This window comes from Delftia deserti, assembly GCF_042653485.1.
In the GTDB taxonomy this organism is placed as follows: Bacteria; Pseudomonadota; Gammaproteobacteria; order Burkholderiales; family Burkholderiaceae_C; genus Comamonas; species Comamonas acidovorans.
Window position 1 is genome coordinate 2,322,863 of sequence record NZ_JBHSIH010000001.1, and the last position, 26,378, is coordinate 2,349,240.

27 protein-coding genes are annotated in these 26,378 nt (G+C 62.2%); 18 read left to right on the plus strand and 9 right to left on the minus strand.

Going from position 1 to position 26,378, the window contains the following annotated elements:
* Positions 1-2 precede the first annotated feature (2 nt).
* Complete coding sequence (locus ACFPFG_RS11245; RefSeq protein WP_023123862.1) at positions 3-1,169, minus strand: efflux RND transporter periplasmic adaptor subunit; 1,167 nt, start codon at positions 1,167-1,169, stop codon at positions 3-5.
* Positions 1,169-1,804 carry a TetR/AcrR family transcriptional regulator gene (locus tag ACFPFG_RS11250; protein WP_028699136.1) on the minus strand — a complete coding sequence of 212 codons (636 nt, stop codon included), beginning with the start codon at positions 1,802-1,804 and terminating at the stop codon, positions 1,169-1,171. The genes ACFPFG_RS11245 and ACFPFG_RS11250 overlap by 1 nt, the downstream gene beginning before the upstream one ends.
* Positions 1,805-1,913: 109 nt before the next feature.
* Here ACFPFG_RS11250 and ACFPFG_RS11255 point away from each other — a divergent pair, with 109 nt between their 5' ends.
* The 18 genes from ACFPFG_RS11255 to ACFPFG_RS11340 all read left to right on the plus strand — a co-directional run bounded on the left by ACFPFG_RS11255 (position 1,914) and on the right by ACFPFG_RS11340 (position 19,929).
* The gene (locus tag ACFPFG_RS11255; protein WP_028699135.1) at positions 1,914-3,338 is read left to right on the plus strand and encodes an efflux transporter outer membrane subunit; all 1,425 of its coding nucleotides are present in this window, start codon (positions 1,914-1,916) and stop codon (positions 3,336-3,338) included.
* 74 nt (positions 3,339-3,412) lie between these two features.
* Positions 3,413-4,357 carry a LysR family transcriptional regulator gene (locus tag ACFPFG_RS11260; protein ID WP_004883081.1) on the plus strand — a complete coding sequence of 315 codons (945 nt, stop codon included), beginning with the start codon at positions 3,413-3,415 and terminating at the stop codon, positions 4,355-4,357.
* Positions 4,354-4,629 (plus strand): EexN family lipoprotein, encoded by a 276-nt coding sequence (locus ACFPFG_RS11265; protein WP_004883082.1) that lies wholly within the window; start codon positions 4,354-4,356, stop codon positions 4,627-4,629. The genes ACFPFG_RS11260 and ACFPFG_RS11265 overlap by 4 nt, the downstream gene beginning before the upstream one ends.
* Positions 4,630-4,895: 266 nt before the next feature.
* Positions 4,896-6,911 (plus strand): conjugal transfer protein TraG, encoded by a 2,016-nt coding sequence (locus ACFPFG_RS11270; RefSeq protein WP_004883083.1) that lies wholly within the window; start codon positions 4,896-4,898, stop codon positions 6,909-6,911.
* Positions 6,908-7,372 (plus strand): ribbon-helix-helix protein, CopG family, encoded by a 465-nt coding sequence (locus ACFPFG_RS11275; protein ID WP_004883086.1) that lies wholly within the window; start codon positions 6,908-6,910, stop codon positions 7,370-7,372. The genes ACFPFG_RS11270 and ACFPFG_RS11275 overlap by 4 nt, the downstream gene beginning before the upstream one ends.
* Positions 7,369-8,436, plus strand: a complete 1,068-nt coding sequence (trbB, locus tag ACFPFG_RS11280; protein ID WP_004883088.1) for a P-type conjugative transfer ATPase TrbB — start codon at positions 7,369-7,371, stop codon at positions 8,434-8,436. Before ACFPFG_RS11275 ends, trbB begins: the two co-directional genes overlap by 4 nt.
* Positions 8,433-8,816: a TrbC/VirB2 family type IV secretion system protein gene (locus tag ACFPFG_RS11285; protein ID WP_004883090.1), complete on the plus strand. Its 384-nt coding sequence runs from the start codon at positions 8,433-8,435 to the stop codon at positions 8,814-8,816. The genes trbB and ACFPFG_RS11285 overlap by 4 nt, the downstream gene beginning before the upstream one ends.
* Positions 8,813-9,085 carry a VirB3 family type IV secretion system protein gene (locus ACFPFG_RS11290; protein WP_004883097.1) on the plus strand — a complete coding sequence of 91 codons (273 nt, stop codon included), beginning with the start codon at positions 8,813-8,815 and terminating at the stop codon, positions 9,083-9,085. Before ACFPFG_RS11285 ends, ACFPFG_RS11290 begins: the two co-directional genes overlap by 4 nt.
* Positions 9,086-9,096: 11 nt before the next feature.
* Positions 9,097-11,547 carry a conjugal transfer protein TrbE gene (gene trbE / locus ACFPFG_RS11295; protein WP_004883099.1) on the plus strand — a complete coding sequence of 817 codons (2,451 nt, stop codon included), beginning with the start codon at positions 9,097-9,099 and terminating at the stop codon, positions 11,545-11,547.
* Entirely contained in the window at positions 11,544-12,281 is a 738-nt protein-coding gene (trbJ, locus tag ACFPFG_RS11300) for a P-type conjugative transfer protein TrbJ (RefSeq protein ID WP_004883101.1), read from the plus strand. Before trbE ends, trbJ begins: the two co-directional genes overlap by 4 nt.
* 12 nt (positions 12,282-12,293) lie before the next feature.
* Positions 12,294-12,620 carry a hypothetical protein gene (locus tag ACFPFG_RS11305; protein ID WP_004883103.1) on the plus strand — a complete coding sequence of 109 codons (327 nt, stop codon included), beginning with the start codon at positions 12,294-12,296 and terminating at the stop codon, positions 12,618-12,620.
* A complete protein-coding gene (gene trbL / locus ACFPFG_RS11310) occupies positions 12,617-13,981 on the plus strand; it encodes a P-type conjugative transfer protein TrbL (protein ID WP_004883106.1) in 1,365 nt (454 codons plus the stop codon). Before ACFPFG_RS11305 ends, trbL begins: the two co-directional genes overlap by 4 nt.
* Positions 13,982-14,010: 29 nt before the next feature.
* Positions 14,011-14,715 (plus strand): conjugal transfer protein TrbF, encoded by a 705-nt coding sequence (gene trbF, locus ACFPFG_RS11315; RefSeq protein WP_004883108.1) that lies wholly within the window; start codon positions 14,011-14,013, stop codon positions 14,713-14,715.
* Positions 14,712-15,704: a P-type conjugative transfer protein TrbG gene (trbG, locus tag ACFPFG_RS11320; RefSeq protein WP_004883112.1), complete on the plus strand. Its 993-nt coding sequence runs from the start codon at positions 14,712-14,714 to the stop codon at positions 15,702-15,704. The genes trbF and trbG overlap by 4 nt, the downstream gene beginning before the upstream one ends.
* A gap of 2 nt (positions 15,705-15,706) precedes the next feature.
* On the plus strand, positions 15,707-16,987 hold the full coding sequence (locus tag ACFPFG_RS11325) for a TraB/TrbI/VirB10 family type IV secretion system protein (protein ID WP_004883119.1): 1,281 nt from the start codon (positions 15,707-15,709) through the stop codon (positions 16,985-16,987).
* On the plus strand, positions 16,984-17,226 hold the full coding sequence (locus tag ACFPFG_RS11330; protein WP_004883121.1) for a DUF2274 domain-containing protein: 243 nt from the start codon (positions 16,984-16,986) through the stop codon (positions 17,224-17,226). The genes ACFPFG_RS11325 and ACFPFG_RS11330 overlap by 4 nt, the downstream gene beginning before the upstream one ends.
* Positions 17,227-17,923: 697 nt before the next feature.
* Positions 17,924-18,925, plus strand: a complete 1,002-nt coding sequence (locus ACFPFG_RS11335; RefSeq protein WP_183018836.1) for a hypothetical protein — start codon at positions 17,924-17,926, stop codon at positions 18,923-18,925.
* 23 nt (positions 18,926-18,948) lie between these two features.
* Positions 18,949-19,929 carry a hypothetical protein gene (locus ACFPFG_RS11340; RefSeq protein WP_183018835.1) on the plus strand — a complete coding sequence of 327 codons (981 nt, stop codon included), beginning with the start codon at positions 18,949-18,951 and terminating at the stop codon, positions 19,927-19,929.
* A gap of 311 nt (positions 19,930-20,240) precedes the next feature.
* On the opposite strand, the gene ACFPFG_RS11345 is transcribed toward ACFPFG_RS11340, so the two are convergent.
* From ACFPFG_RS11345 to ACFPFG_RS11375, 7 genes are all read right to left on the minus strand, one after another.
* On the minus strand, positions 20,241-20,684 hold the full coding sequence (locus tag ACFPFG_RS11345) for a holin family protein (protein WP_380106562.1): 444 nt from the start codon (positions 20,682-20,684) through the stop codon (positions 20,241-20,243).
* Positions 20,681-21,187: a glycoside hydrolase family 108 protein gene (locus tag ACFPFG_RS11350; protein ID WP_380106564.1), complete on the minus strand. Its 507-nt coding sequence runs from the start codon at positions 21,185-21,187 to the stop codon at positions 20,681-20,683. The genes ACFPFG_RS11345 and ACFPFG_RS11350 overlap by 4 nt, the downstream gene beginning before the upstream one ends.
* Positions 21,184-21,498 (minus strand): hypothetical protein, encoded by a 315-nt coding sequence (locus tag ACFPFG_RS11355; RefSeq protein ID WP_380106566.1) that lies wholly within the window; start codon positions 21,496-21,498, stop codon positions 21,184-21,186. The genes ACFPFG_RS11350 and ACFPFG_RS11355 overlap by 4 nt, the downstream gene beginning before the upstream one ends.
* Before the next feature lie 68 nt (positions 21,499-21,566).
* Positions 21,567-21,989, minus strand: coding sequence for a hypothetical protein (locus ACFPFG_RS11360; RefSeq protein ID WP_380106568.1), 423 nt, complete (start codon positions 21,987-21,989; stop codon positions 21,567-21,569).
* Between the two features lie 146 nt (positions 21,990-22,135).
* Complete coding sequence (locus tag ACFPFG_RS11365; RefSeq protein ID WP_380106570.1) at positions 22,136-24,364, minus strand: hypothetical protein; 2,229 nt, start codon at positions 24,362-24,364, stop codon at positions 22,136-22,138.
* Positions 24,364-25,566 (minus strand): hypothetical protein, encoded by a 1,203-nt coding sequence (locus tag ACFPFG_RS11370; protein WP_380106572.1) that lies wholly within the window; start codon positions 25,564-25,566, stop codon positions 24,364-24,366. The genes ACFPFG_RS11365 and ACFPFG_RS11370 overlap by 1 nt, the downstream gene beginning before the upstream one ends.
* Positions 25,566-26,378, minus strand: a complete 813-nt coding sequence (locus ACFPFG_RS11375) for a hypothetical protein (RefSeq protein WP_380106574.1) — start codon at positions 26,376-26,378, stop codon at positions 25,566-25,568. The genes ACFPFG_RS11370 and ACFPFG_RS11375 overlap by 1 nt, the downstream gene beginning before the upstream one ends.

A 26,378-nucleotide genomic window follows, 5' to 3' on the forward strand; every position in this document is an offset into this window, starting at 1 on the left:
GGTCAGCGTCCGGCCAATTGGGTCGTGGCCTTGAGTGGGGTGACTTGTTGCTCGTTCGTCAGCCAACTCGCGCCAGCCGCGACTACCATCTCGCCGCGCTTCAGGCCGCCCACAACGCGAACGTTGTCGCCGCCTGGCTCGCTCTGGAATTGCACTTCCCGGCGGTGCACCTTCTTTCCGGTCACGTCATATACAAACACTGCGGCTTGTCCTGCTTTCTCACTGAGCACCAGTGCCGAATAGGGAAGCATCAGACGATCTGGTGAGGCATCCTTCGCTTCCGGTGCCTTCAGCAATACTTGAACGGCAGACCCGGGTCGAAGACTGCGCGCAAGAGTAGCATCTTGAGGAACGAGCACGACAGGTAAAAGTGAGCCATTTTCAGCACGCAAGCCGATGCGTTGTACCGAAGCACGAACGGGACTTGCTGACTCGCTCAGGCGCAGTTCGGCGACCTGCCCAATTTTGATATTTGCCGCCTGGGTCGTCGATGCAGTCGCAAGGACTTCTACGCCGCTGCGTAGTCCATCCACTTGAAGCACCGGCGCTCCGGCTGCAATATCTGTGAACGGCAGAGCGAGTTTCTCCGCGACGACGCCGTCGAATGGCGCATGAATGGCGGCCCCCCTTCGCGCACGCTCGGCAAGGCCGAATGCGGCCTTTGCATTGCGCACCTGGCCTTCAGCTGCAACCAACTGTGCTTTCACACTCTCGAATGCAGCCGGGGAGATTACGTTGCCCTCAAGCAGCCCCCTTTGCTGCGTTGTCTGCACGATTCTGTCTGCCAATGCGGCTTCCGCAGCAGCGAGTGTCGCCCGAGCCTGTTCTAGGCGGAGTTGCTCGGGCTGAACATCCAACTCAGCCAGAAGCTGTCCGCGAGAGAAGCGATCTCCCACGTCCACATGAAGCTTGCTGATACGCCCGCCAGTCTCGAACCCCAAGGTACTCCGCTCACTGGAGCGAGCTAGACCACTCAATTCAATGCGATTGGCCACAGAACCTACATCCCCCACCGTGAGCAGCTTGACCGCTCGCGGTGGATCGGAAGCAGGCTCCTTCTGACTACCACAGCCGGCAAGCGATGCGAGCAGAACAAACGCGAGGCCGACTTTCTGCATTTGCCAGGACTGGGATTTAAAGGGAGTGCAAGACACGGGAAGGCCTTTCATCAGCGTTTATCAATAGGGGTGAGTTCCAGTTCGCCGCGGGCGAGCGCCTGGAGGGTGTGCATGAGTCGAGAAAGGTCTTCGGCAGCAAACGTCGGAAAACCCATCATTTCGGCGAGGAAGACTCCGTCCAAGGCAAATAGAACGATTCCGGCGATATCGGTGCCGCGTGGAGATTTGCTCGCGTTCTCGTACTGCCTGCGGTACCAGCCGCGCACAGGCTCAAGCAGCGTGGGGTCTTCAGCCACGGCCGCCAGCAATGCAGCGCTCATCTTTTGCATCCCGCCGTCAGGCATAGCCGAGACCTGGCTGGATAGCCAAGGGTCTGGATCGCCGACGAATGGCAGCTCTCGCTCTTCCTGCCCGCCATCAAACGCCGAGACCTGGTCATCAATCATCGTGAGGAGCAGATCGCGCTTGGTCTCGAAGTGGTACAGGAACGCACCTTTGCTCATTCCTGCCCGTGCAACGACCGCGTCAAGCGTTAGGTGCCCGGCACCTCCCTCCATGACTACGTCACGCGCAGCTTGAAGGATGCGCTCCCGTGTTTGTTGCGCTTTCTTAGAGATGGAGGGGGCTTCAGCGCCGTTGTCCGCCGAATGCGACTCCTCTGGGCTTGATTTCATACGAGTTGCCATGGTGAAACTCCAAAGATGCTTGATTTTTGAACCGTCTGGACGGTATAGTACACGCCATGAACTATGCCCGTCAAGACGGCCTCCTCAATTCACAACCTAGTGGCTCAACATGTCCGATCCCTACGCCCGCCGCGGCCTTACTGCTGTTGCATTCCTATCGATCACGCTTCTCGCCGCGTGCAGCCACTCGCCTCACAGGGTGGAGACATCACGCGTTGAGGTTCCGGCCAAATTCATGAACGAAGCGGGTCTGGCTGTGCAGCAGGTGCCAGCACAAGCACTCCCGGCCGAGTGGTGGACGGCGTACGGTGATCCGCTGATTGACGCGCTGGTGCGCAACGCGCTGGAGCACAACACCGATCTCGCTATTGCAAGAGCGCGGATTGATGAAGCTGTGGCGATCACCCGACGTACACGCGCTTCAATGTTCCCTAGCTTGGCGCTCACGCCCCAAGCAACGCGCGCGCGCGACTTTTCTTTGGCACCGACCATCAGCAGCGATGCCAGGCTTCCGCTGTCGGCTTCATGGGAAGTTGATCTAGCGGGCCGCCTCTCGCATGCCGCTGATGGCGCACGGATGGACGCAGTTGCTGTCGAACAGAACTGGTTCGCGACACGTTGGCAGATCGCCTTTGAGACAGTGTCCGCTGCACTGCAGCAGCGGCAGGCGGCAGAGCTGGAAGATCTGGCAAAAGAGCGACTTCAAGTCGCCGAGCGCCTTGAGCGTCTGACAGAGCAGAAGTTCAAGGCAGGTCAAGCTACGGGCTTTGACATTGAACGCACGCGTTCCGAGGTCATCGCCCTCCGGGTGGAGCAAGAGCAGTTGCGACGCGTACGCGGCGAAGCAACGCATGCCTTGGATGTGCTCGTTGGCCGGATTCCGGGGGCGCTTGGCAGCGGTCCTGCGCTTGCCTCTCTCACCATGCCCGATTGGACTCCCAGAAGCGTGCCAGGCGAATTGCTGCAGCAGCGCCCCGACGTCAGAGCCGCGCAGGCGCGTCTTGCAGCGGCGACGGCGCGATGGAACGCAGCAGAAGGCGAGCGGTTCCCCAAACTTGTGCTCGATTTGAGTGGTGGGCGCCAACGCTTCGAGAACAACGGAACACGTGTGGCAGGGAACATTTTCTCTCTGGGCTTGGGTGTGACGCTTCCGATCTTTGACGGTGGAGCAATACAAGCGGGAATCGACGAGGGCTCAGCACGCAGTCGCGGCGCACAGGCTGACCTGGAACGCACGGTTTTGCTTGCGCTTCAGGATGTGGAGAACGCTTATCTGGGCTGGCAGACCCAGCGGACTTCTCTGCAGCATCAGGTCGATGGTCTTGTCGTCGCTGATCGACTCCTTGACCGCAGTCGACGCCTCTTTGAGGCGGGACAGGTGGATGCGACCGTTGTTGCAGAAGCGGAGCGTGGCACCTTGTCCCAGCGAGCGGCTCTGGTCCGTGCTCGCGCCGACGCAGCCGTGCAATGGGGTGTTCTCGCTAAAGCGCTTTCTGGTTCGCCAGAGCATGTGAATCTGCAATCTTCACCCTGAGTCCTTGAGTTGGAAGAACGCAGCATGGCAGCGAGTTTTAAATACTGAATAGATCGACGATTAGTAGGGGACGCATGGAAATTCGACATCTACGTTGTTTTATGGCGCTCGCCGAGGAACTTCACTTCGCTCGCGCCGCTGCGAAACTGCATATTGAGCAGTCCCCACTGTCTCGCACGATCAAAGAACTCGAAGAGGAGTTAGGAGCACAGCTCTTTATTCGGAACACGAGAAGCACGCGTTTGACACGAGCTGGGTTGATGCTCATGGAGCACGCACCTCGGGTGTTCGCATCCTTGCAACAGGCGCGGGACTGCGTGAAGGCAGCAAAAAATGGCTTTCATGGACAACTCCGCGTCGCCTTGTCAGACGGCGCAACACTACTGTGCTTACCAGCCCTATTGGCGTTGTGTCGCGAGGAGGAGCCCGAGGTTGAGATTCGCTTTTTTGAGGTGCCACTATCCCAACAAATCAAAGGATTGCACGACGACCTGTATGACGTCGGCTTTGCACAGTCCGACGACGTAGGTGATGGAATCGTCGCACTTCCCGCGTGGACTGACACGCTTATGGTGGCGCTGCCAGCTCGGCATCCGTTGCTGGCTCTTAAGCGAATTCCATTGGATGAACTGCTGCGCTACCCGCTAGTGCTATCTGATCCTCAAGTGTGCGAGGGCCACGCCAAGCACATTGAGCGAGTACTTAGCCGGGCTGAAATGCAGCCTCTAGTTGCCGAGCGGGTTACCACTTTCGACCTGATGATGGCGTTGGTATCTGCCGGTTTTGCACTCGGACTTACAGGGGCTGCACACATTGCAGCCTCCCGAGAGCCAGGAGTCGTGGCGAGGCCGCTTTCGACACGCGTACCACCTTTGACGACCTATCTACTCAGACTTGAAGGCGATCCGTTTGACGAGCTTGCGCGCTTCATTCAGCGAGTACAGGCCATCGAATTGCCAGAGTTTCTCAGGTCAACAAAAAGCCGAAATCCCGATCTTCCGGAGGAATTGATGCCATGAGACTCGCCATCACGCTCGTCGCTGCAATGCTAGTCGCATGCGGTCAATCTGATAAACCGCACAAAGCCACTAGTGCAGAAAAGAAAACCCCGACAGTAGAAGAGCTGGTGGCAGACCCGGAACAGCTCAAGAAGTTGCGCCAGCAATGCAAGACGGATCGGCCTACTTTGGGCGAACTGCTTTGCAACCGGGTAGCGGAGGCAACACGTAAGCGGTTCTACGGTGACGGAAAAACGCCATACACACCGCCCAAAGAATCCCCCAAATTCTGAAATTCAGCAATTCAGCAATTCAGCAATTCAGCAATTCAGCAATTCGCTAGTCTGCCTGAATCTTCTGTTCGGCACGCTGATATTCGCCGGCGCTTACGGAGTCACTCCCTGGCTAGACACAGCGCGAATTCATTCTTTCTTATCGACCTTTCTGCCCCAAACGGTCTTTGACCGGCACTAAGCCAGCACCGATCCTGACGCCTGCGGCACATTTCTAAGCCGCGTTTCCCAAGGGAATCAGCGTAGGAGAGATTGGAGGCGGGGCTATGCAAGGTACGAATGTGCTGTTCGGTCAGATAGCCGTGGTATTCGGCATCGTGATCGCGGGTGTGTGGGGCGCCACACAATGGACGGCAGCAGCCCTTGGCTATCAGGTACGCCTTGGCTCCCCCTGGTTTGATTTCCTCGGCACACCGATCTACCTCCCGTGGAAGCTGTTTGAGTGGTGGTTCTTCTTCGATGCCTACGCGCCACGCGTTTTCGACACGGGCGGTGCCATAGCGGGTGGCAGTGGCTTGCTGGCGGTGGTGGTCGCAGTCTGCATGTCGATCTGGCGCTCTCGTCAATCACGCCTAGTCACGACCTATGGCTCGGCACGCTGGGCAAGTACGGAGGACATTCGCAAAGCCGGCCTTACGCAGCCGATCGGCGTGTTCCTCGGTCAGCACGATGGCAAGTACCTTCGGCATGAAGGCCCGGAACACATCCTCACTTTCGCGCCCACGCGCTCAGGCAAAGGCGTCGGCCTTGTGGTGCCGACGCTGCTTTCTTGGCCTGCATCCGCCGTAGTCCACGACATCAAGGGCGAGAATTGGCAGATCACCGCAGGTTGGCGCTCACGCTACTCACACTGCCTGCTGTTCAATCCGACCGATGCGAAGTCGGCGGCCTACAACCCGCTGCTAGAAGTTCGGCGCGGCGCACATGAAGTGCGTGACGTACAGAACATAGCCGACATTCTGGTCGATCCAGAAGGCGCGCTTGAGAAGCGCAACCATTGGGAGAAGACTTCGCACGCGCTGCTGGTCGGGGCCATCCTGCATGTGCTCTACGCGGGCGAGGACAAGACGCTGCGCGGCGTCGCCAATTTCCTCTCCGATCCGGCCAGCCCCTTCGAGCTGACCTTGCACCGGATGATGACCACACAGCACCTCGTGAACGTGGAAGGTGGTGGCCCGCATCCAGTCGTCGCTTCGGCGGCGCGCGAAGTGCTCAACAAGTCGGACAACGAGCGTTCCGGCGTGTTGAGCACCGCCATGTCGTTCCTGGGCCTCTACCGCGACCCCACGGTGGCCGAAGTCACCTCGCGCTGCGACTGGCGTATCGCCGACCTGATCGCGTCCGAGCATCCGGTGTCGCTTTATCTGGTAGTGCCACCTTCGGATATTTCGCGGACGAAACCGCTCATTCGCCTGATCCTCAACCAGATCGGCCGACGGCTCACCGAATCGCTCGACGGCAGCGACGGCATCGAACGCCGCCACAAGCTGCTGCTGATGCTCGATGAGTTCCCGGCGCTGGGCCGCCTGGACTTCTTCGAGACGGCGCTTGCCTTCATGGCGGGCTACGGAATCCGCAGTTTTCTTATCGCCCAATCGCTCAACCAGATCGACAAAGCCTACGGCCAGAACCATTCGATTCTGGATAACTGCCATGTCCGCGTGACGTTCGCCACCAACGATGAACGCACTGCGAAACGGATCTCCGAAACGCTTGGCACCGCTACCGAACTGCGCGCGCAGCGCAACTATGCCGGGCACAGATTGGCACCGTGGCTGGGGCACCTCATGGTGTCGCGGCAGGAGACGGCCCGCCCGCTACTGACGCCCGGTGAAGTGATGCAGCTTCCGACTGAGGAAGCTGTGGTGATGGTGTCCAGCGTGGCACCGATCAAGGCCAAGAAGCTGCGCTACTACGCCGACGCGAATTTCAAGAACCGCGTTTTACCGCCGCCTGTGCTCGCGGCCGGGCAATACGCGGACGCGCCACCGGCCCGGCCCGACGACTGGAGCGGCCTATCGATCCCAGCCGTGTCAACGGTCCGGGCTGCGGGCCTGTCCGGCGATGGCACAGGCACCGCCGATGACGGCGGCCCACGCCGACAGCCGGAGCTATCCGAAGTCAGCGAATACAGCCCCGAACCGCTGCTCGCCGGCCATGACCTGACTCTGCTCGATGACGACGACGACCTGCCGCTGCCGCTTCCCGGCCAGCTCGACCCGGCCATGCAGCGCACGGCCCGGCTGGCTTCCCTCGACCCCAACGACGGAATCGACTTATGAGCCAATACCGCCTCAATCTGTTCATTCAGCCCGAGCACGCCAAGCGTCTCGAAGAACTGGCCGCCAAGAAAGGCGTGTCCAAGTCGTCCATTGTCGCGGCGGCGCTCGCGTCGTGGCTATCGCCCGATGCTGGCGACCAGCGCGAGGCGGCCATCGCCAAGCGGCTCGATCGCCTGTCGCGGCAGGCCGAGCGCATGGAGCGCGACCAGAACATCCAGATCGAAACACTGGCGCTGTTCATCCGCTACTTCCTGACCGTCAGCACCCCGATTCCCGAAGCCCATCAGGACGCAGCTCGCGCCCAAGGCAAAGCGCGTTTCGAGCAATTCGTGGAGCGGCTCGGCCGCCACCTGCTGCGTGGCCGCAGCCTGGTGCGCGACGTTGTGGAAGAACTGCACCCAGACCCGGCGCGAATGGATGACGCGGAGGCACTGGCTGAAGCGCAGGAGCGTGCCTCATGAGCGCCATTCCGCAAACCCCGCCCGAACTCTCATCCGCCGCAACCTCTCTGGATCGCCGTATCCAGATGCTGCGCACGGCAATGGGGCCAGTCATCGCCGCTGCGCTGGCCGACCCCGACGTGGTGGAAATCATGCTCAACCCCGACCGCACCCTATGGGTGGATCGGTTGTCATCGGGCCGCATGCCGCTGGGCGTGGAGCTGTCCCAAGACGATGGCGAACGCATCATCCGGCTGGTGGCTGCGCACGTCGGCGCAGAGGTGCATCGCGGGCGGCCGCTGCTGACCGCCGAGCTGCCCGAAACCGGCGAGCGGTTCGAGGGCATCTTGCCGCCCGCAGCGCCCGGCCCAGCCTTCGCGCTGCGCAAGCGCGCCGTGAGCATCATCGGGCTGGATCGCTATGTGGCCGACGGCATCTTGACCACAGGCCAGGCCGAGTTCCTGCGCCGCGCCGTGCGTGAGCGCCAGAACATCCTGATCGCCGGGGCGACGAGCAGCGGCAAAACCACACTCGCCAATGCCTTGCTTGCGGAGATCGCCGCCACGGGCGACCGCGTGCTTGTGCTCGAAGACACCATCGAGCTGCAATGCGCAGCCCGCGACCATGTGCCGCTGCGCACCCGCGCTGGCGTCGTGTCTATGACCGAGCTGGTGCGGGCCACGATGCGCCTGCGCCCCGACCGCGTGATCGTCGGCGAGGTACGCGGCGGCGAAGCCCTGGACTTGGTTAAGGTGTGGGGCACCGGCCACCCCGGCGGCATCGCCACCATCCACGCCGGTTCCGCGCTGGGCGCGCTGCTGCGCCTCGAACAGTTGATTCTTGAAGTGGCGGTGAACCCACCGCGTGCGCTGATCGCCGAGGCGGTCAACGTCGTGATCCACATCGCCGGGCGTGGCCGCAAGCGCCGCGTCGAAAGCATCGCCCGTGTCGTCGGTTTCGACGGCACCGGCTATCGCCTGGCGGACGCGCTGGAAACACCGTTTCCCGAGCTGATGCCGGTTCCTCTCGCAGCCGATGCCGCTGCGCCTTCCTCGTCCCTTGACCTACCTGGAGAACTGCCATGACGCAGATGCACGTTCACGCTTTCCGTAATTCCGTAAATCCGGTTTCAACCATCGCACGCCTGCGGCGGCTGGCCGGCCCCGCGCACCACGGCCTGCTGCTGGCCGCAGTCATGCTGATGACGGCGGGCACGGCGAAGGCATCCGGCTCCTCGATGCCATGGGAAGGCCCGCTGCAATCCATTCTGGAGTCGATTCAGGGGCCGGTGGCACGCATCGTCGCGGTCATCATCATCATCGCCACGGGCCTCGCGCTCGCCTTCGGCGACACGTCGGGCGGCTTTCGCAAGCTGATCCAGATCGTGTTCGGTTTGAGCATCGCGTTCGCCGCGTCCTCGTTCTTCCTGTCGTTCTTCAGCTTCTCCGGCGGGGCTGTCGTATGAGTGGCCCGGATAGCTTCGCGGCCGGCTTCGAGGTGCCGCTACATCGCTCGCTGACCGAGCCGCTCTTGATGGGCGGCGCACCGCGCACGGTGGCGATTGCCAACGGCACGCTAGCCGCTGCCGTCGGGCTGGGCCTGCAACTCTGGATTCCTGGCGTAGTGCTCTGGATCGTCGGTCACTCGCTGGCCGTGTGGGGCGCGAGGGTCGATCCGCAGTTCATGCAGGTCTTCGCCCGGCACATCAAGCACAAGCCGCTGCTGGACGTGTAGGAGACGCCGCCATGCTTAACCTTGCCGAATACCGCCAGCGGCCCGCCTTGCTGGCCGACTGGCTTCCCTGGGCTGGGCTGATCGCGCCGGGCGTGGTGCTGAACAAGGATGGCTCGTTTCAGCGCACGGCGCGCTTTCGCGGGCCTGATCTGGACAGCGCCACGCAGGGCGAATTGATCGCCACGACGGCACGGCTAAACAACGCGTTGCGCCGGCTGGGTTCGGGCTGGGCGCTGTTCGTGGAAGCCGAGCGCCAGTCGGCCGCGGACTATCCGCATTCCGACTTTCCCGAACCGCTGTCCTGGCTGGTGGACGAAGAACGCCGCGCTGCCTTTGAGGAATCGGGGAACCACTACGAAAGCAGCTATCACCTGACGCTAGCCTATCTGCCGCCGGAGGAATCCCGCGCTCGTGCAGCCAAGCTGCTCTACGAGCACGCGCCGGGCGATGGTGTGGACTGGCGCGGTCGGCTTGACGCCTTCCTGGCAGAAACGGATCGGGTTTTCGACCTGCTCGATGGCGTGATGCCAGAAATCGTCTGGTTGGACGATGCCGCGACGCTGACTTATCTTCACGCCACGGTGTCCACGCGGCGCTACCGGCTGGCCGTGCCCGAGGTGCCTTTCCACCTCGACGCACTGCTGGCCGATTCCGCCCTAGTCGGCGGCCTTGCGCCCATGCTGGGTGACCAGCATCTGCGCGTGGTGTCGGTGCGGGGCTTTCCGACCTCGACCTGGCCGGGCCTGCTGGACGACCTCAATCGCCTGGGCTTTGCCTATCGCTGGAGTACCCGGTTTCTCTGCCTCGATAAAGCCGAGGCGGAAAAGGAGCTGGGCCGCCTGCGTCGCCAGTGGTTTGCGAAACGGAAGAATGTCATTGCGCTACTGCGCGAAACCATCTTCCAGCAGGAATCGCCGCTGGTGGACACGGATGCCAGCAACAAGGCGGCCGACGCGGATGCCGCCTTGCAAGAGCTTGGCAGCGATCAAGTCGCCTTCGGCTACCTCACCGCCACGGTGACGGTGTTCGATGACGACCCTGCCGTAGCCGACGAAAAGCTGCGCATGGTGGAACGTGTCATCCAAGGACGTGGCTTCGTCACCATCCCCGAAACCTTAAATGCAGTCGATGCGTGGCTGTCGTCCATACCAGGCAATGCCTATGCCAACGTGCGCCAGCCCATCGTCTCGACGCTGAATCTGGCGCACATGATGCCGGTGTCCGCCGTGTGGGCTGGGCCGGAGAAAAACGCCCATCTCGACGGCCCGCCGCTGATCGTCACGCGCACGGATGGCGCGACGCCGTTCCGGCTGGTGACGCACATCGGCGACGTGGGGCATACGCTGGTCGCGGGGCCGACGGGCATGGGAAAATCTGTCCTGCTGGCGATGCTCGCCTTGCAGTTCCGCCGCTATGGCGGCTCGCGCATCTTCGCCTTCGACATGGGGCGATCCATGCGGGCGACGGTGCTGGGCCTGGGCGGCGAACACTACGACCTCGGCGCGGACGGCGCCATTGCCTTTCAGCCCTTGGCCCGTATCGACAGCGAAGGCTATCGCACCTGGGCCGCCGAGTGGATCGAAGGCCGCCTGCTGCATGAAGGCGTGACCGTCGGCCCCGACGAGAAAGCCGCCATTTGGTCGGCGCTCGGCAGCCTCGCTGGTGCGCCGGTGGAGCAGCGCACGATGACCGGGCTTTCGGTGCTGCTGCAATCGAACGCGCTGCGGCAGGCATTGTCGCCGTATGTGCTGGGCGGCGCGCACGGCAAGCTACTGGATGCCGACCGCGACCGGCTCGGCAGCGGCGACGTGCAGGGCTTTGAGATGGAAGAGCTAATGCACAGCCCCGCCGCCGTGCAAGCGGTGCTGCGCTACTTGTTCGCCCGCTTCGATGCACGTTTCGACGGTGCTCCCACGCTGCTGATTCTCGATGAAGCCTGGCTATTCCTTGATGAACCGTCCTTCGCGGCACGCATCCGGCAATGGTTGAAAACTCTGCGCAAGAAAAACGTGTCGGTGATCTTCGCCACGCAGTCGCTTGCCGACATCAAGGATTCGACCATCGCGCCCGCGATCATCGAAAGCTGCGCGAGCCGGATTTTCTTGCCCAACCCGCAGGCGACCGAGCCGCAGATTCGCACGGTCTACGAGGGCTTTGGCCTCAACAGTCGGCAAATCGAAATCGTCGCCACCGCGCAGCCCAAGCGCGACTACTACTACCAATCGCGCCTGGGCAATCGTCTGTTCGACCTCGACCTGGGGCCAGCCGCGCTCGCCTTCTCGGGCGCATCCACACCGCAAGACCAACGCGACATTGACCGAGTGCTGACGCAGGCCGGCGCTCCCGGCTTCGCCGGTGCGTGGCTACGCCATCGCGGCCTCGATTGGGCCGCCGACCTGCTGCCGTCCTCGCCGTCGGCGGCTTCTTTCCTCGCTACTCAACCCCTGGAGATTTCGCCATGAAGACCCGTGTACTTTCCGTTTCGCTCGCCGCCGCGCTGGCCGGCTCGCTGATGCTCGCTCAGCCAGCGGCGGCGCTCACTTTCGTTGATCCCGTCAACTTGGTGCAGAACACGCTGACTGCCATCCGCACGCTGGAGCAGATCAACAACCAGATCAACCAGCTCCAGAACGAAGCGCAGATGTTGATGAACCAGGCGCGCAACCTGGCGAATCTCGACTTCAACATCGTCAACCGGCTGCGCTCGACGCTCGCCACGACTGAACGCCTGATTGCCGAGGCGCAAGGGCTGGCCTACGACGTGCAGAGCATGGATGCCACGTTCTCGCGCCTGTACCCGGAGCAGTACGCCGCCACCATCAGCGGCGACCGCATGGCACAGGACGCACGCGAACGCTGGAAGAACACGCTCGACGGCCTGCACACCGCGATGCGGATGCAGGCGCAGGTGTCGCAGAACCTGACGCAAGACGAAAGCGCGCTGGCCGACCTCGTGAGCCAAAGCCAATCGGCCACGGGTGCGCTGCAAGCGATGCAGGCAACGAACCAGCTTCTCGCCTTGCAGGCCAAGCAGTCCATCCAGGCCCAGCAGCTCCAGATCACACAAGACAGGGCGGCCTCGCTGGAGCTGGCGCGGCAGGCAGCGGCCACCGAGCGCGCCCGCGAAGTGCGGCGGCGCTTCCTGGGCACCGGCACGCCGTACACACCGCAGTCCGTCAACTTCTACAACAACTGACGGGAGGCGGCCATGCGATGCGTTCCTGTCCTGCTGGCCGTGCTGCTGACCGCATGCGGCCAGCAGCCGGCTGAAGACCTGACCGCCACCTTGGCCGCCGATCCCGTGCGGCTCAAGGCGCTGCGCGCCCAATGCGCAGCCGACCGGCAAACCGCAGGCGAAGACACCTGTCGCGCCGCTGCCGAAGCCTTCCGGCGGCGCTTCTTCACCGGCCAGACTGGGCCGGACGAATACCGGACGCTGGCAGAACTGCCGCCGATTCCGGCGAGTTTCGACACGCCAACCGACGACGCGCCGGAAGGTGATGCGTCGCTCGCCGCTGCGGAGGACACGCCATGAACGACGTAACGATCATCGACAGATTCCTCGATACCTTCTCGCGCTACATCGACTCCGGTTTCGGTCTGCTGCAAGGCGAAGTCGCGTTCCTGACGGCCACTCTCATTGTCATCGACATGACCATTGCCGGTCTGTATTGGGCCATGAGCCATGCGACCGGCCAGGGCGAGGACGTGATCGCCAAGCTGCTGCGCAAGGTGCTTTACGTCGGTGCCTTCGCCTACATCATCGGTAACTTCAATTGGCTGTCGAGCATCGTGTTCCGCTCGTTCGCCGGGCTAGGCATCACCGCCACTGGCTCGGCCATAACGATGGAGAACTTCTTGCAGCCGGGTCGGCTTGCCAAGACCGGCATCGACGCCGCTGCGCCGATCCTCGACCAGATCGGTGACATGGCCGGCTTCCCCGAAGTGTTCGTGAACCTCGACCCCATCGTGGTGCTGTTCATCGCTTGGCTGGTGGTGATCCTCTGTTTCTTCGTGCTCGCGGTTCAGCTTTTCATCACGTTGATCGAGTTCAAGCTGACCACGCTTGCCGGCTTCGTCTTGATCCCGTTTGCGCTCTGGAACAAAACCTCGTTCCTCGCGGAAAAGGTGCTCGGCAATGTGGTTTCGTCAGGCATCAAGGTCTTGGTGCTGGCGGTAATCGTCGGCATCGGCTCGGGCCTGTTCGCGGAGTTCCAGGTTCATCCCGACGAGCCTTCCATCGACCATGCGCTTGTCGTGATGCTGGCTTCGCTTGCCTTGCTGGCGCTGGGCATCTTCGGCCCCGGCATCGCCACGGGCCTTGTGTCCGGTGCGCCGCAGCTCGGCGCGGGTGCGATGGCGGGCGCTGCCGTCGGCGCGGTAGGCACGGGTGTTGCCATCGGTGCCGCCGCGACCGGCGTGGGCGGTGCCGTCATGGCGGGCGCACGCATGGCCCCGGCCGCCGCAAAGCTGGCCGGGAGCGGCGCACGCGCCGCCACGTCGGCGGCCAGCAGCGCCAAGTCCGCATTCCAGGCCGGTTCCGCCGCTGCGGGCGGCGGGGCTAAAGGCGCGGCTGCGGGCCTCGGCAATGTCGCCAAGACCGGCGCGCAAGCGGCAGGCCGCCGAGCTGCATCGGGCGCTTCCGCTGCCGGTCAGAAGGTGGCCGACTCCTTCCGGGCAGGATGGAACGGTGCGGATGTCGGCGCTGCCGGTTCCGGCCAGGCCGCCGCAGGCGAAGGCGCAGCCAGCGCGCCGAAGCAAGAGCAACCCGCCTGGGCAAAGCGGATGCACCGCCGCCAGCAGATCACCCATGCCGCAACCACCGCAGCCCACACGCTGCGCAGTGGCGACGGCGGCGGCTCAGGGCAAGGCCCAAGCCTGCGCCCCGATGCGTGACCCGATACCTGACCACCAAGGAGAACCCTATGCGATTCAAACGCCCGCAGGTGCGCTATGCCGACACGCCGCAGCCTGCCACCCCGTACCAATCCGCCGCGCAGGTGTGGGACGAGCGCATCGGCTCGGCCCGCGTCCAGGCCAAGAACTGGCGTTTTATGGCCTTCGGCTGCCTCACGCTTGCGCTGCTGATGGCCGGTGGCCTGGTGTGGCGCTCGGCGCAGTCCATCGTCACCCCTTACGTCATCGAGGTCGATCAGTCGGGGCAGGTGCGCGCCGTCGGCGAAGCCGCCACGCCGTACCGGCCCGCCGATGCGCAGATCGCGCACCACCTGGCGCGCTTCGTGACGCTGGTGCGCTCGCTGTCTATCGATCCCATCGTGGTGCGGCAAAACTGGCTGGACGCCTACGACTACACCACCGACAAAGGCGCGGCGGTGCTCAACGACTACGCCAGCAAGAACGATCCTTTCGCCCGTGTTGGCCGCGAGTCGGTGACGGTGCAGATCACCAGCGTGGTACGCGCCAGCGATGCCTCGTTCAACGTCCGTTGGACGGAGCAACGGTTCATCAACGGTGCCCCCGCCGGGACCGAGCGATGGAACGCGGTGCTTTCCACCGTCCTGCAAACCCCGCGCACCGAACAGCGCCTGCGCAAGAACCCGCTGGGTATCTACGTCAACGGCCTGTCGTGGAGCCGCGAACTGGATTCTTCTGAAGGAGCCAAGCCATGAACCTGTCTTTCCGCTTATACGCTTTCGCGCTGACCGTGGTGGCCCTGTCGGGCTGCGCTTCGCAGGGCAAGCCGCCTCCGTCCATTTCGCTCGATGAGCCGGTGCAGGCACAGCCGCTGCCGGAGCCGCCTGCTCCAGTGGAAGTCGTCGCCATGCCCGAGCCGCTGGCGCTGCCAGCGCAGTTGAAGCCGCTGCACGAGTTGGACGCGGCCCCGGCTAAGCCGGAGCCGGCCGATGAGAAGGTGCGCGTTTCCCGTGCCAATGCCGAGGCGCGCATCGCGCCCACGCGCGAGGGCTACGTCAATGCGATTCAGGTGTGGCCCTTCACCGATGGTGCGCTCTACCAAGTCTATGCCGCGCCGGGACGCGTGACCGTGGTTTCCTTGCAGCCGGGCGAGGAACTAGTGACGGTCGCAGCCGGCGATACCGTGCGCTGGATCGTCGGTGACACGTCCAGCGGCAGCGGCGACGCGATGCGCATCAATGTGCTGGTCAAGCCCATCCGCTCAGGCCTCAAGACGAATTTGGTCATCACCACCAGTCGCAGAACATACCTGCTGGAACTGACCTCGACGGAAAAGGCATGGATGGCGTCGGTGTCCTGGGACTACCCAAAAGACCGGATGTTGGCCTTGCAGCGCCAGTCGCAGGCGGCTAGCGCCGCCGCACCGGTCGATACCGGACTGTCGCTGGAGAAGATCCGCTTCCGATATTCCGTCTCAGGCAGCAATCCGCCGTGGAAGCCGCTGCGCGCCTTCGACGATGGCGAGAAGGTCTATATCCAGTTCCCGCCGGGAATCGCCCAAGGCGAGCTGCCACCGCTGTTCGTCATCGGCGCGCAGGGCGACGGACAACTGGTGAATTACCGTTTTCGCTCGCCTTACTACATCGTGGATCGGCTGTTCGGCGCGGCCGAACTGCGCCTGGGCGGCGACAAGGGTGACGTGGTGCGTATCGAACGCACGGATGGCTTGGCGCGGAGGAACTGACCATGAGCCAGGACGACACTCCCGACCTCGCCACGCCGCATGCGGGCAAGGTGGCACCCGAGGCAGTTGCGCTGCGCGCCCAACCGCGCCCGGTCACGCGCCTGAACCGGCGCACGCTGGCCATCCTCGTCGGCGGTCTCTCGGTCGCTGTGCTCGGCGCGCTGATGTGGTCGCTGCAACCGCAGCGGCGCGGTGCAGGCGAGCAGACCGAGCTTTACAACGTCGATCGCGTCTCGAAGTCCGAAGGGTTGGACGCGCTGCCGGCGGACTACTCGAAGCTGCCGCCCCCCTTGGCGGCATCCGTGCCGGAGTTGGGGCCGCCGCTGCCAGGCGATCTTGGCCCGGCCATTGTGAAGTCGCAGCAGCCGGTGACGGCCGCCTACGCGGCCCCCGGCAACGACCCCAACGACGCGTTGCGCAAGGAAGCCGAAGCAGCAGCGGCATCGGCGGTGTTCTTCCGCTCTGGTTCGCAGAAGGCCGCGCCGGTGGCGCAGACACAGGTAGCCGCTGCGCCGGGCTTCACCGCCAATGCGGCCTTCGACCCGCTGGCGGCCGGGCCTGCGTCGACGGCGGCCCAGCCCGCCGACCCGACCGCCGTGCAGAACCGGCAAGACCAGAAAGAGGCATTCCAGAAAGCCGGAACCACGGAAGCCCGTGATTCCGGCAACCTGACGCTGCCGGCGTCGCCGTATCAGGTCATGGCCGGAACGGTGGTCGCCGGGGCGCTGGTGACGGGCATCAAGTCGGACTTGCCGGGCGATGTGATCGCCACAGTGACGGAGCCGGTCTATGACACGGCTACCGGCAAGTTCCTGCTGATCCCGCAGGGGTCACGCATCCTGGGCAAATACAACAGCCAGGTCAGCTACGGGCAGAGCCGCGTGCAAGTGGTGTGGAACCGGATCATCCTGCCCGACACGTCTTCGCTCAAGCTCGACAACTTGGCCGGCACCGATCCGGCCGGCTACGCCGGCTTGGAAGATGATGTGGATTGGCATTGGGATCGCGTCTTTGCCGGTGCGGCACTGACGACGCTACTGGGCATCGGTGCCGAACTGGCTGCGCCGGAGAACCGGCAGGACGGTGATCGCGTCATCATCGCCGGCCGCGATAGCGCCCAGGACAGCATCAATCAGGTCGGTCAGGAGATGACCCGGCGCAACCTCAACATCCAGCCCACCTTGACGGAGCGCCCCGGCTTGCCGGTTCGCATCATCGTCAACCGCGATCTGGTGCTGCGGCCGTACCAGCCACTTTTCTTCAACAGGGGGACTTCGCGATGACGACGCGCAAGCTACGGCTCGGGCCGCTGCCGAAAACGGAATCCACGAAGCTGACTTTTGCTTGCCCGGCCAGCCTGAAAGCCGACCTCGACCGCTACGCTACGCTGCACGCGCAGACCTACGGCGAGGCGGTCGATGCCACGGTGCTAATTCCGCACATGCTAGAAGCCTTCATGGTCGGAGATCGGGGATTCAGGAAGGGAGGCGCGGGCAAGGCCGCGCCGCCGAAGCCAAGCTGATGATGCCGGTTTCCGCTGGCGGCCATCCCTCAAACGCGCAGCCCAAGGCTGCGCGTTCTTCATTCTGGAGGACGGCGACCGATTGGGCTATGAAGACCAAACGCGGCTACCGCCTGCAGGCAACCGCCCCCGATGCAGCACGCTCGGGCTTTCTACCGCGAAGCTCCTATGTGGCTCCCAGCCCACAACGCCACAGCCCCGCAAGGCGGCCCGAAGTAGAGCCAAACCCGCACCCCATATAGACTTCCGGCCATCAGGCTGATTTCAACAATCGCTTGACTGCGGACATTTTTTATGGCCGCAACGCCCTGCTGCCTCAGCACAGGCCGGAGTTGCACCACCGTTCTGCAAAGGCAGCAGAGCCTCGAGCAGCTCAGAGGGCCGTTGGCAAAATCCTCCTGCCAGGAGTCCACGCCGAAAGCCAGGAGGCCACTGCCCATTGGCCCAGTGGGCGGCGACTCGGGCCACAAGCCTCGGCGGCATTGAGCGGGACTGCCATGCACCACAACTGCTGAAACCATGCATTTGCTGGTATGGTAAGCAGCCTTTGTGGTTTCAAGAGGCAGATTCCTCTGAATGCATTGGTGATGAACCCCATAATTGAGAATGCCTTTGCGCAGCAGATCTGATCTCATGCAACTTGGCCCACGTCGCGCGGCTTCAGCGATCATTATGAATACTGCACCAAAGAAACATCATGTTTGACGGATCAAAAACACTGGTGATGATCGCTTTATTTTGGATGACCATGGTCCATGGTGCCCCAGGGCAGAACATCCAATCACCGATCATGCTTCACGAAAGAACATCGCCCAATGCTTTTCCAGTCGCCATTTATCGTGGCATCAAGGTGGATGATTTCAGAAAACTGGTGATCAGTTCTTTTGAACGCGCCCGGTTCTCCCATACGGCCATTGAAAAATCGAAGGATGGAACAGCGCAATACAAATTCTTCTACTCCTTGGCGACGGGAGGAAAAATTCAGCGCATTGATGTGGTGCTACGCGTGGACGAGAACCTCGACAAGAGCAGGAGGTGCGCCAACTGCTTCTTGCGGTTGACCATGATTCCCGATCTCCCCAGCCTTCAATCTTCTTCGTGGATGCTTCAGTACGACCTGAGTCGCCAGGTATTTTCGGCCATCGATCAAGCCTATGCCGACATTCACGATCTCGGGCGAAAATCCATGGACGCGGAGTTTGGATTCAACTATCAGAACCGTTGGCGAGGAGAAAGAAACCTATACGACAACTCATTTGTCGGCATTGAACCGTCAAGTCTGAAGACTACGATCATCGACGCATACAGCGCTGCCGGATTCAAGCTTGCAAGCGATACGACGAAGGATTCCATATTTTCCGAATTGACCTTCACCTTTCCCATCGCTCCAGATCAAACCGAAGGCGTTGTCTACAAAATTTCTGTGGCAAGCCAACTCGACGCAGGCAATCGCTGCTACCCCTGCGAGATCAGTGAGGTCTATGACCCTTACCAGCGCCTGCCGGCAACGGGCCTGTCTGGCATGTCAAGCCGGCTGACGCTCGAGTCACGCTTCGCCGCTGCCCGCATGCAGGCGCTTGACAGGCTCAAGGATGGCACCGAGCGCTATTTGCGCCCGGAAACCGTTTTCACCATCCCGCCAAAGCCCGCACCGCTCGGGTCGCCCCGGCCGCAGATCCGGCCACCCATCGTCACATGACTCCCCTGCCACACGCAAACGCCATGCGTGCCGGCCTGCTGGCACGGCATCCAGGATTCGACAGCCTGTTCATTGCCGGCACGCTGGCAGTGGCCCTCGGCATGGCGGCCATGGCTTCGATATCGCCTGCCATGCTGCTCGCCATCGTGCTGGTGGATACCTGGCTTTTGGCCAATCCTCATGTCATGGCCACCTTTACCCGGATCGGAGCCAGCATGGCCGATATCCGGCGCCATCGCTTCCTGATCTTTGGCCTGCCCGTGATCGTGCTCGGGGGTGTGGTGGCGACCGTGCTGGCATTCGAGGTCGCCGGGCTGTTCACGCTATATTTCTGCGCGCAAAGCTATCACGTGGCGAGGCAGTCCTTCGGCATCGCCAGGGCCTATCGGCGTTCAGGGATGCATCCCTTGCGACCGGACAGGCTCGCCGAAGCCCTCATCTACCTCATTGCCGCGTGGGGGCTGCTTGCCCGCTGCGCCCAGGCGCCCGAGACCTTTCTGGGCTACCCCATCCAACTGCCCGCCGTACCTGCCCAGGCGGCCAATGCGATGGGCGTTGCGGCCATCGCTTGCAGCGCGTGCTGGCTATGGCGACAGGCTCGCCTGGCTCTGACGGGAAACATCGATTGGCGTCACGATGGCTTTGTGGTCTCGCATGCATTCACCTGCTTCTTGGCCTACATCTGGATCACCGACATCACGCTCGGTTGGCTCCTGATCAATCTGTGGCACAACCTGCAATACCTGCTATTCGTCTGGGTGCAGAACATCCGCCGCGAACGACACGCACAAGCCGACAAGGCTTCGGAGACCGGCCTGTGGAAGAACGCTGCCCGATATGGTGGTGTGTGCGTGGCACTGGGCTCGATGCTCTACCTGGCCATCGACTGGGCAGGCACGCAACTGCTCTGGCTGGGGCTGCCTGCCGTGCTGATAGCGCACTTCACCCTTGCTTTTCACCACTACCTGGTGGACGGGGTGATTTGGAAGCGGCGTGCGGCCTGAGCGGAGCATGGCGCACTTGCCAGGCACGAATGCAAGCAAGCAACCGGGCAGGGCCTTCCCATTGCAGGCGGCCACCGGCACGCCAGAAACAGAAAAACCCAGTGCCGCTTTCACAGCACTGGGTTTCATGTTTCTGGCGGAGAGGGAGGGATTCGAACCCTCGGTACGTTCGCACGTACGCCTGATTTCGAGTTTTGTACGCAGTCCTTGCAGATGCCACAAGTTGTTGATCTACATCGGGTTTGGCAAGTGCGGCAGCCGCATTCTGTGAAGCCTGTGCGGGGTCTGTGTCAAAAATCCCCCCACCACTTTTACCCCTTCGAAGCCCCTGCCGACTTGACTTTTTCCACCGTGCGCAAGCTTGCAATGCCCAGCATGCCGGACAGGATCACCCAGAGTGATTCTGCCTCCAGCATGGGCGGTGCGCTCATCGTAACCGGCACCCAGCCCTTGGCCTGCATCAGCGCCCAGCCCCAGACCAGGAACGGATAGATTAGGAACTGGTACAGCATCGATGCAGCGCCGACCCAGCCGATAGCTGGGCGCCAACCGGCGACAAACAGGCTAGTATTCGTGGCCTCGGCCTTGTTGACCTCCATTTGGCCGGTAGCCAGGCTGGCATCGATCTTGGCGGCCTCAATGCTGACCTTTTGCAGTTCGATCTGCGCGTCCAGACGTTCTTTGTCGGACGTGAAGAGGTCGTCAGCAATCTTGCCAATGGCATCCACGATGCCGGCCAGGATCAACGGATTCATGCTGCCTCCTTGAGGGTGCGGTTGAGCCATCCAAGAAGAAACTTGCCCTGGCTCCTGTCGCGCGTGACGATATCGCGGTAGCGGGCCATCTTGGCAATGGTGTACCGTGCGCTGAAAAGCTCGGGGTCAGACATGTTGAGCGCTGCCAGGGTGAGCGGCCCAACTGCGCCATCGGGCGTGACACCAGCCACTACCTGGGCGATCTTGACCGCCGTGCCTGGGCCAGCATTCACACCGAAGTCAAACAGGTGCCGCGCGATCACCTGGGACGACACGTCATCCAGCCTCATCACATCCCAAAAGTTCTGCTTGTAGAAGGCGCGCACCGCATCTGCTGCTGGCCTGCCGCCTGCGTCGATGGCGTCCCAGCCGCTCCAGTTCGGCCACCGGTTGCGCGCGATCCCGGCATAGGTCATGCCGCCCTTGTCGCCGGCAACGTTGGTCAGCTTGTAGCCACCCTCGTTCACGATCATGGATTCAAATGCAGGTTGGAACTCGCTCATTTGGTCTTCCTCGGGGCTTCACTCTGCTTAAGCACGCGGATGTCGGACTCTGCTGTGTCAAGCCGGAACTGCAGCAGTGTCAGCGCGCCTGACAGACCGTTCTGTGTGTTGTCCTTCACCTTCAACTCGGCCCGCAACTCGCGGATGTCGCCACGGAGCGCCACGATTTCTTCAGCTGCGCGCTCGCCCTTGAAATACATCGTCACGATCATCACGGCGATACCGCCGAGGATCGAGAGCAGGTATTGCAGTGGCAGTTTGAATTCGATGATCCGTTGTACCGGCCCTGTAGGCTCCAAGGAGGTTCTCATCTGTGTGGTCCTATCTGTCCTATTTCCTGGTGCCATTTGCAGCGCTCGGACTGTTGCTGATCGCCAAGCTAGTAAGCGGCGGCTTTGCCAGGCATCGAAAGCAGTCCCCCAAGCCCACGCCCGGAAAGCTGGCTGGACGGGCCAAGGAGCCCAAACATCGCGGCGTTGCGCAACGTCTCATCAGTGGATCCGCTGGGCTGCAGGAGCCCCATGCCAGCGCCCAGGAGGCCTGCACCGGCCAATGTGTTGGCGCCAGGTGCGAATGCGACGGGAACCATGCTCAACGTACTGCCCAGGACTGACCCCGCGCGCCCCATCCCGGTAGACAGCAGCGGCGAGTCGAGATCGCGCAGATCTCGAATGTCCTGCTTCGACAGTTGACCCAGCGACTGCTGTATCCCAGACTTTGTGTTGTTCATGCCCTGGCCGATGCCAGCAAGGAGCAATTCCAGCGGGCTCATGCCGCTCGTTGGGTCGTATTCACCAGCCATGTTTTCTCAACAAAAAGCCCGCTCAAGGCGGGCATAGGACTATGGAAAATTTGCGTGAGACCATCAATCAGATGATCAGAGATAGCGGCTACTCACCAGGCGCTATCGGGTGGTTCTGCGCCCTGATCATCATGGCCATCATCAGCTCATGGAGGGGGCGCAAGTAGGCCGCCAGAGTAGGCTGCAGCTGGCGTGAGCAAGCCACGCAGCATAGGATCGCGCTCGACCGGCGCAAGAAGACCGCGCTGGATGTTCTGCGCATTCCCCTGGCTCAACATCACGTTGAAATTTCTCAGGGGTGTCGTGATCACCTCTTGTCCAAAAGGGATCTTGTTGGCAAACCCACCGAGAATATCGGCTCCTCGCCCAAGCACCAGTGCGCCAGAGTTGCTATTGTTCACGGCGCTGCCGACTGGCTGTGCTTGTGTGTACGAGGCGACTCGGCCGACTCGCTTCAACGACTCGATCTCGTCTGGCGAGAAAAACTGAGAGAGCTTCCCATCCCCAATGGCCTTGAGTGCTCTGTTGTAGGCTGAACTGCTGAACTTGCCAGTTTCATCTGCTGTGCCAGCGCCCAAGGCCTTGTCTCGCAAATGCGAAACGATGGCATCTCTGATAACAGGCACGCCTTCTGGGCCGACCTCTTTGGCAAGCATCTTGGCTTGCGTGGGCGTACCGTTGACCACATACCGCTGAGCAAGATTGGCGGGATCCGATGATTTACTGGCAGCCAATGCATCCCGCACCAGTGGCGATGAGTCTTCGTAGGCGTAGGCAGCCCGTGTCGCGCCTCTGGCACGGTTCACCGCATCAATCGCCGATCCTGGAGCCGCATCCATCGCGCGCAGGCGCTGAGCCATGTCACCAGTGAGCACCGAGTTTCCGAAGTCGATCCCGCCTGGATTTGTGATCGGCTGCACTTCGGATCGGCCCAGCACCCGGGCAGCCGCGCTGGCAGCAGCTCCCTCGTTGCCGCCCTTTGCAATTTCGCGCGACAGCATGGACTGCAGGTTGCGGTAGTCTTGCGGGGTGAATGGCTGATCACCTTGCTGGAAAGCCCCCATGTATCGAGAAATTGTGGGGTTCATGAAGGGCATCAGGCCCTCTTCACCTAGCGTCTGGTTGATGTCGCTGATCACCTTGGGGGAGATCGGCTGACGGTAGCCAGGCGAGGATTTGGCGGCATCCCATGCTGCTTGTTCGGCAGAACGGAGACTGTCGCGGCGGCCAAGAATGGACGATGCGATCTGTTCTCCGGCACGGTTCAGATCGCCACGACCGGCCCCCTGTTCGTTAAGCGCCTGGATAAGCCGGGCATTGTTCTGGTTCTGAATTTGAGCCAGACCTTGCAACTCCTGATTGCCACTGTTGGCCCCCATTTTTGCGAGGTTCATTTCTCGCGTGATTTGCACAGGGTCCAATGTGACCATGCCGCGCGTTGGCGTTGCGCCCACGGCCTCGAAGTCAGCAAGTCGGCGCACAGCGTCAGGGCGGATTTCTTTCCCGGCCTGCAGGGATTTGGCGAGCTCTGTCCTTAGCGCCTGGCGCGCCTTCTCTGGAACGGTGGAATAGTCGCCACCAGCCCGCTCGAAGATAACGCTGATCTGCGCGTCCAACTGCTGGGGCGTCATGGAGCCAGGCGCCAAACGACGGCCCAATGTGGCGGCCCCACGTGCGACAGACGGGATAGAGCCACCGATCAGGCCGCCAACAAGGCCGGCTGATGCTTGCTGCAACTCATCCCCGCCGCCCTCGCGCGACAGGCCGGAGAGCCCGCCAGCGCCAATAGCTGAAGTAGCGGCAGGCATAGTCAGACGCCCAGCCTCAGCAAGAGCTGGCTTTGCGGCTGTCATTGCATCGCGCGCCCATCCTGTGTAGCCGGCCGCGTTAGGCGAAAGTGCAGAACCAGCCTTCCCAAGCAGGCCCCCAGTAGCGCTCAATGCGCCGCCACCCGTTGCAGCGCCTGCCAAAAGGCGGGAGGCGTCACCAACCACCCGTTCGAGCGAGCCCTCCGGCTTAGGCAGCCCCACCGCGTCTGCCAAGCTCGTTGCCACCTCTCCCAATGGAGCAGTCTTGATGCCAGCGGCCCGCATCAAACCAGCGACAGGCTCAGTGAATACCTGCAGAGCGTTGGCCGCACCTTCCAAGCCATAACGCCCGGTCAACCCAATTTGGCGCGGAATGCCGGAGATGCCTCGGTTGATTGCTTGGCCCGCTTCCTGCACTGGCTGCGCGGGAGCAGCGGGCGCGCTTTGCTGCAGCCAGTCGGCAGGTACGGCCATCCCGTTTTTCTGCAGTTTCGTGACCAGGTCGGCCTTTGTCGTGCCGTCCGGAACATTGCTGATGATGGTGCCATCCGGCAGACGTACATCCATTATTTGAGACTCGAAAAGTCAACAACGCCACCGCCTGCAGGCGCTTGTGCGGCCTCGGGCTGTGGGACAGTGAGGAACGGCGCCAAGGCTCCAGCATTGGGATTGTTCAGCAGAGGCTGCACGTTCTGGTTGTGCTGGCGGATGCGGTTCTCCGCGGTCTTGCGGGCAGTGCGAGATAGGAATTGGAGTTCGGGCAAGGTCATGTTGATATCACCGGAAGCTGCCCTGCGTAGAAGTACGCGCTCCTGATCCGTCAACGAACCCTGCCCCTTTAGCTGCCCAGAGGCATCCAACTCCAATTGGGCCATGGATTGGATGGCGCCTCTCGTGTTCTGCAGCGTTTCCTCTACACTCTTCCCGCCGATCCCCAGTTGCTGACCGACCTGCAAGAGCAGTTGCCCTGGTTTTGTCAGAGGGCCAGCAAGGAGCTTCTTGCTGTTCAGCGCAGCGTCGAGATTGTTCAAAGTGCCAAGCGTAGATTGCGCTCCTTTCGCCCCAGCCAATGATGCATCCAGCTGCCCGCCAACGCCCTTTGCGATCTCGTTCAGGAACGACTTCTCAGTGTTGACGCTGATGTTGTTGCTGGTGCGCGCCGCGCCGGCAGCGGCCTTGCTGATCTCGTAGTTCTGGTACGCCTTATTGGGCAAGATGTTGCCCTGAGCGTCCATCTGGAACGGCTTGTTTGGGTTCGGGATGGAGCGATTTGCGTTGTTCGGGTCGAACGGGTTGACGCCAACGCCCTCCACAAACTCCAGCTTGTCACGCGGCATCAGATCCCCATAGTTCCGACTCTGCGCGAACTTTGCCAGAGAGGCGGGCGTGAACTTCGTCGGATCGATCTTGTCCACAGGCACCTCTTTCTGCAGAGACTGCAGAAGCTGCATGCCGCGCAGAGGATTGACGCCCATGACTGCGTTCGCATAGCCCTGCATGTCAAAGCTACTCGGCGCTCCACCACCACCAGAACGCAGGAACTGAGGCGCAAGTGCGCTTTCCTGGTCCTGCAAGTCCCATGCCTTGGTCTGCTGGTCGCGCTGACGCTTTTGGAACGACTGATCATCAGCAGCGCGTCGCGCCTCATTTGAGTACTGCACAGCGCTCAACAGACCCGGGCCAAAGCGCTGTCCACTGCCGGCCGCAGCCAGCAACCCCAGGCCCAGTTGAGACTCAGGGCTGCTCAGGAAATCGAGTAGTCCAGCCATTACGCACCTCCATCACTGCCATGCAGACGCCGGCCTTCTGCAAGATCGAACTGGCGGCGCAGATACTCGATCTCTGCATCAGTCAGATTACCCGTGTTGCTCTCCGGCGCCTTGGGCTCTGGCATCGCGCCGCTCGTCCATGGGTTCAGCGCCTTGAAGTCGATCTGCCCATATGCTTCCCCAGGGTTCGTTCTCATCGTCGGGATCATGTCTGTTGGGCGAAGGCCGCTCGACTGCATGCCTTGGGCCACGCCTTGCCCTTGAGTCATGTCCTGGCCGCCCCCGCTCATCAGCCCGCCAGCGCCACCCAACGCGCCAGAGATGCCGCCCAGTAGGCCGCCTTGCGTCAGCGGCGTATGGCCTTGGCCGGCCTGGCCTAGCAACCCCTGCAGCGCGCCGCCGCCTCCCTGGCCACCAGCTACCGAGTTGCCCATGGCCGCGCCCGAGCGGTAGTTGCCCGCGCCCAACGCCCGCTCTGGTTGCAGCATCCCGCCCATCTCGGAACCAGCCGGCGCGCGCTGGTAGTTGCTGTTCATCAGCCTGTTCGACAGGGCCATCATGGACGGCGCCATGTTCTGCCGGTAGTTGTCGATGTCCCCGTACAGGTTCTGATAACTGGTCTGCTGCAGCTGGTTGAACGGGTTCTGCTTGTAGTACTCGCGCAGCTTCGTCGCATCGCTGAGCACATCCTTCAAGCCTTGCTGGGCAGGCCCCCATGGCTCCCGATTCTGGGTCTGAGTTTGGCCGCCGCCTTTGTCACTCATAAGTCCGCCGACGACTGCCCCGGCGATGGGCGCGATTGCTGCTGGCAT

Bases quoted from the DNA above. Each gene is read 5' to 3' on its own strand.
- trbG (WP_004883112.1), top strand. From the start codon at position 14,712: ATGAACCTGTCTTTCCGCTTATACGCTTTCGCGCTGACCGTGGTGGCC.
- ACFPFG_RS11350 (WP_380106564.1), bottom strand. From the start codon at position 21,187: ATGAGCGAGTTCCAACCTGCATTTGAATCCATGATCGTGAACGAGGGT.
- trbJ (WP_004883101.1), top strand. From the start codon at position 11,544: ATGAAGACCCGTGTACTTTCCGTTTCGCTCGCCGCCGCGCTGGCCGGC.
- ACFPFG_RS11255 (WP_028699135.1), top strand. From the start codon at position 1,914: ATGTCCGATCCCTACGCCCGCCGCGGCCTTACTGCTGTTGCATTCCTA.
- trbE (WP_004883099.1), top strand. From the start codon at position 9,097: ATGCTTAACCTTGCCGAATACCGCCAGCGGCCCGCCTTGCTGGCCGAC.
- ACFPFG_RS11250 (WP_028699136.1), bottom strand. From the start codon at position 1,804: ATGGCAACTCGTATGAAATCAAGCCCAGAGGAGTCGCATTCGGCGGAC.
- ACFPFG_RS11290 (WP_004883097.1), top strand. From the start codon at position 8,813: ATGAGTGGCCCGGATAGCTTCGCGGCCGGCTTCGAGGTGCCGCTACAT.
- ACFPFG_RS11340 (WP_183018835.1), top strand. From the start codon at position 18,949: ATGCGTGCCGGCCTGCTGGCACGGCATCCAGGATTCGACAGCCTGTTC.
- ACFPFG_RS11245 (WP_023123862.1), bottom strand. From the start codon at position 1,169: ATGAAAGGCCTTCCCGTGTCTTGCACTCCCTTTAAATCCCAGTCCTGG.
- ACFPFG_RS11370 (WP_380106572.1), bottom strand. From the start codon at position 25,566: ATGGCTGGACTACTCGATTTCCTGAGCAGCCCTGAGTCTCAACTGGGC.
- ACFPFG_RS11265 (WP_004883082.1), top strand. From the start codon at position 4,354: ATGAGACTCGCCATCACGCTCGTCGCTGCAATGCTAGTCGCATGCGGT.
- trbB (WP_004883088.1), top strand. From the start codon at position 7,369: ATGAGCGCCATTCCGCAAACCCCGCCCGAACTCTCATCCGCCGCAACC.
- ACFPFG_RS11325 (WP_004883119.1), top strand. From the start codon at position 15,707: ATGAGCCAGGACGACACTCCCGACCTCGCCACGCCGCATGCGGGCAAG.
- ACFPFG_RS11260 (WP_004883081.1), top strand. From the start codon at position 3,413: ATGGAAATTCGACATCTACGTTGTTTTATGGCGCTCGCCGAGGAACTT.
- trbF (WP_004883108.1), top strand. From the start codon at position 14,011: ATGCGATTCAAACGCCCGCAGGTGCGCTATGCCGACACGCCGCAGCCT.
- trbL (WP_004883106.1), top strand. From the start codon at position 12,617: ATGAACGACGTAACGATCATCGACAGATTCCTCGATACCTTCTCGCGC.
- ACFPFG_RS11270 (WP_004883083.1), top strand. From the start codon at position 4,896: ATGCAAGGTACGAATGTGCTGTTCGGTCAGATAGCCGTGGTATTCGGC.
- ACFPFG_RS11285 (WP_004883090.1), top strand. From the start codon at position 8,433: ATGACGCAGATGCACGTTCACGCTTTCCGTAATTCCGTAAATCCGGTT.
- ACFPFG_RS11330 (WP_004883121.1), top strand. From the start codon at position 16,984: ATGACGACGCGCAAGCTACGGCTCGGGCCGCTGCCGAAAACGGAATCC.
- ACFPFG_RS11375 (WP_380106574.1), bottom strand. From the start codon at position 26,378: ATGCCAGCAGCAATCGCGCCCATCGCCGGGGCAGTCGTCGGCGGACTT.
- ACFPFG_RS11305 (WP_004883103.1), top strand. From the start codon at position 12,294: ATGCGATGCGTTCCTGTCCTGCTGGCCGTGCTGCTGACCGCATGCGGC.
- ACFPFG_RS11360 (WP_380106568.1), bottom strand. From the start codon at position 21,989: ATGGCTGGTGAATACGACCCAACGAGCGGCATGAGCCCGCTGGAATTG.
- ACFPFG_RS11345 (WP_380106562.1), bottom strand. From the start codon at position 20,684: ATGAATCCGTTGATCCTGGCCGGCATCGTGGATGCCATTGGCAAGATT.
- ACFPFG_RS11365 (WP_380106570.1), bottom strand. From the start codon at position 24,364: ATGGATGTACGTCTGCCGGATGGCACCATCATCAGCAATGTTCCGGAC.
- ACFPFG_RS11335 (WP_183018836.1), top strand. From the start codon at position 17,924: ATGTTTGACGGATCAAAAACACTGGTGATGATCGCTTTATTTTGGATG.
- ACFPFG_RS11355 (WP_380106566.1), bottom strand. From the start codon at position 21,498: ATGAGAACCTCCTTGGAGCCTACAGGGCCGGTACAACGGATCATCGAA.
- ACFPFG_RS11275 (WP_004883086.1), top strand. From the start codon at position 6,908: ATGAGCCAATACCGCCTCAATCTGTTCATTCAGCCCGAGCACGCCAAG.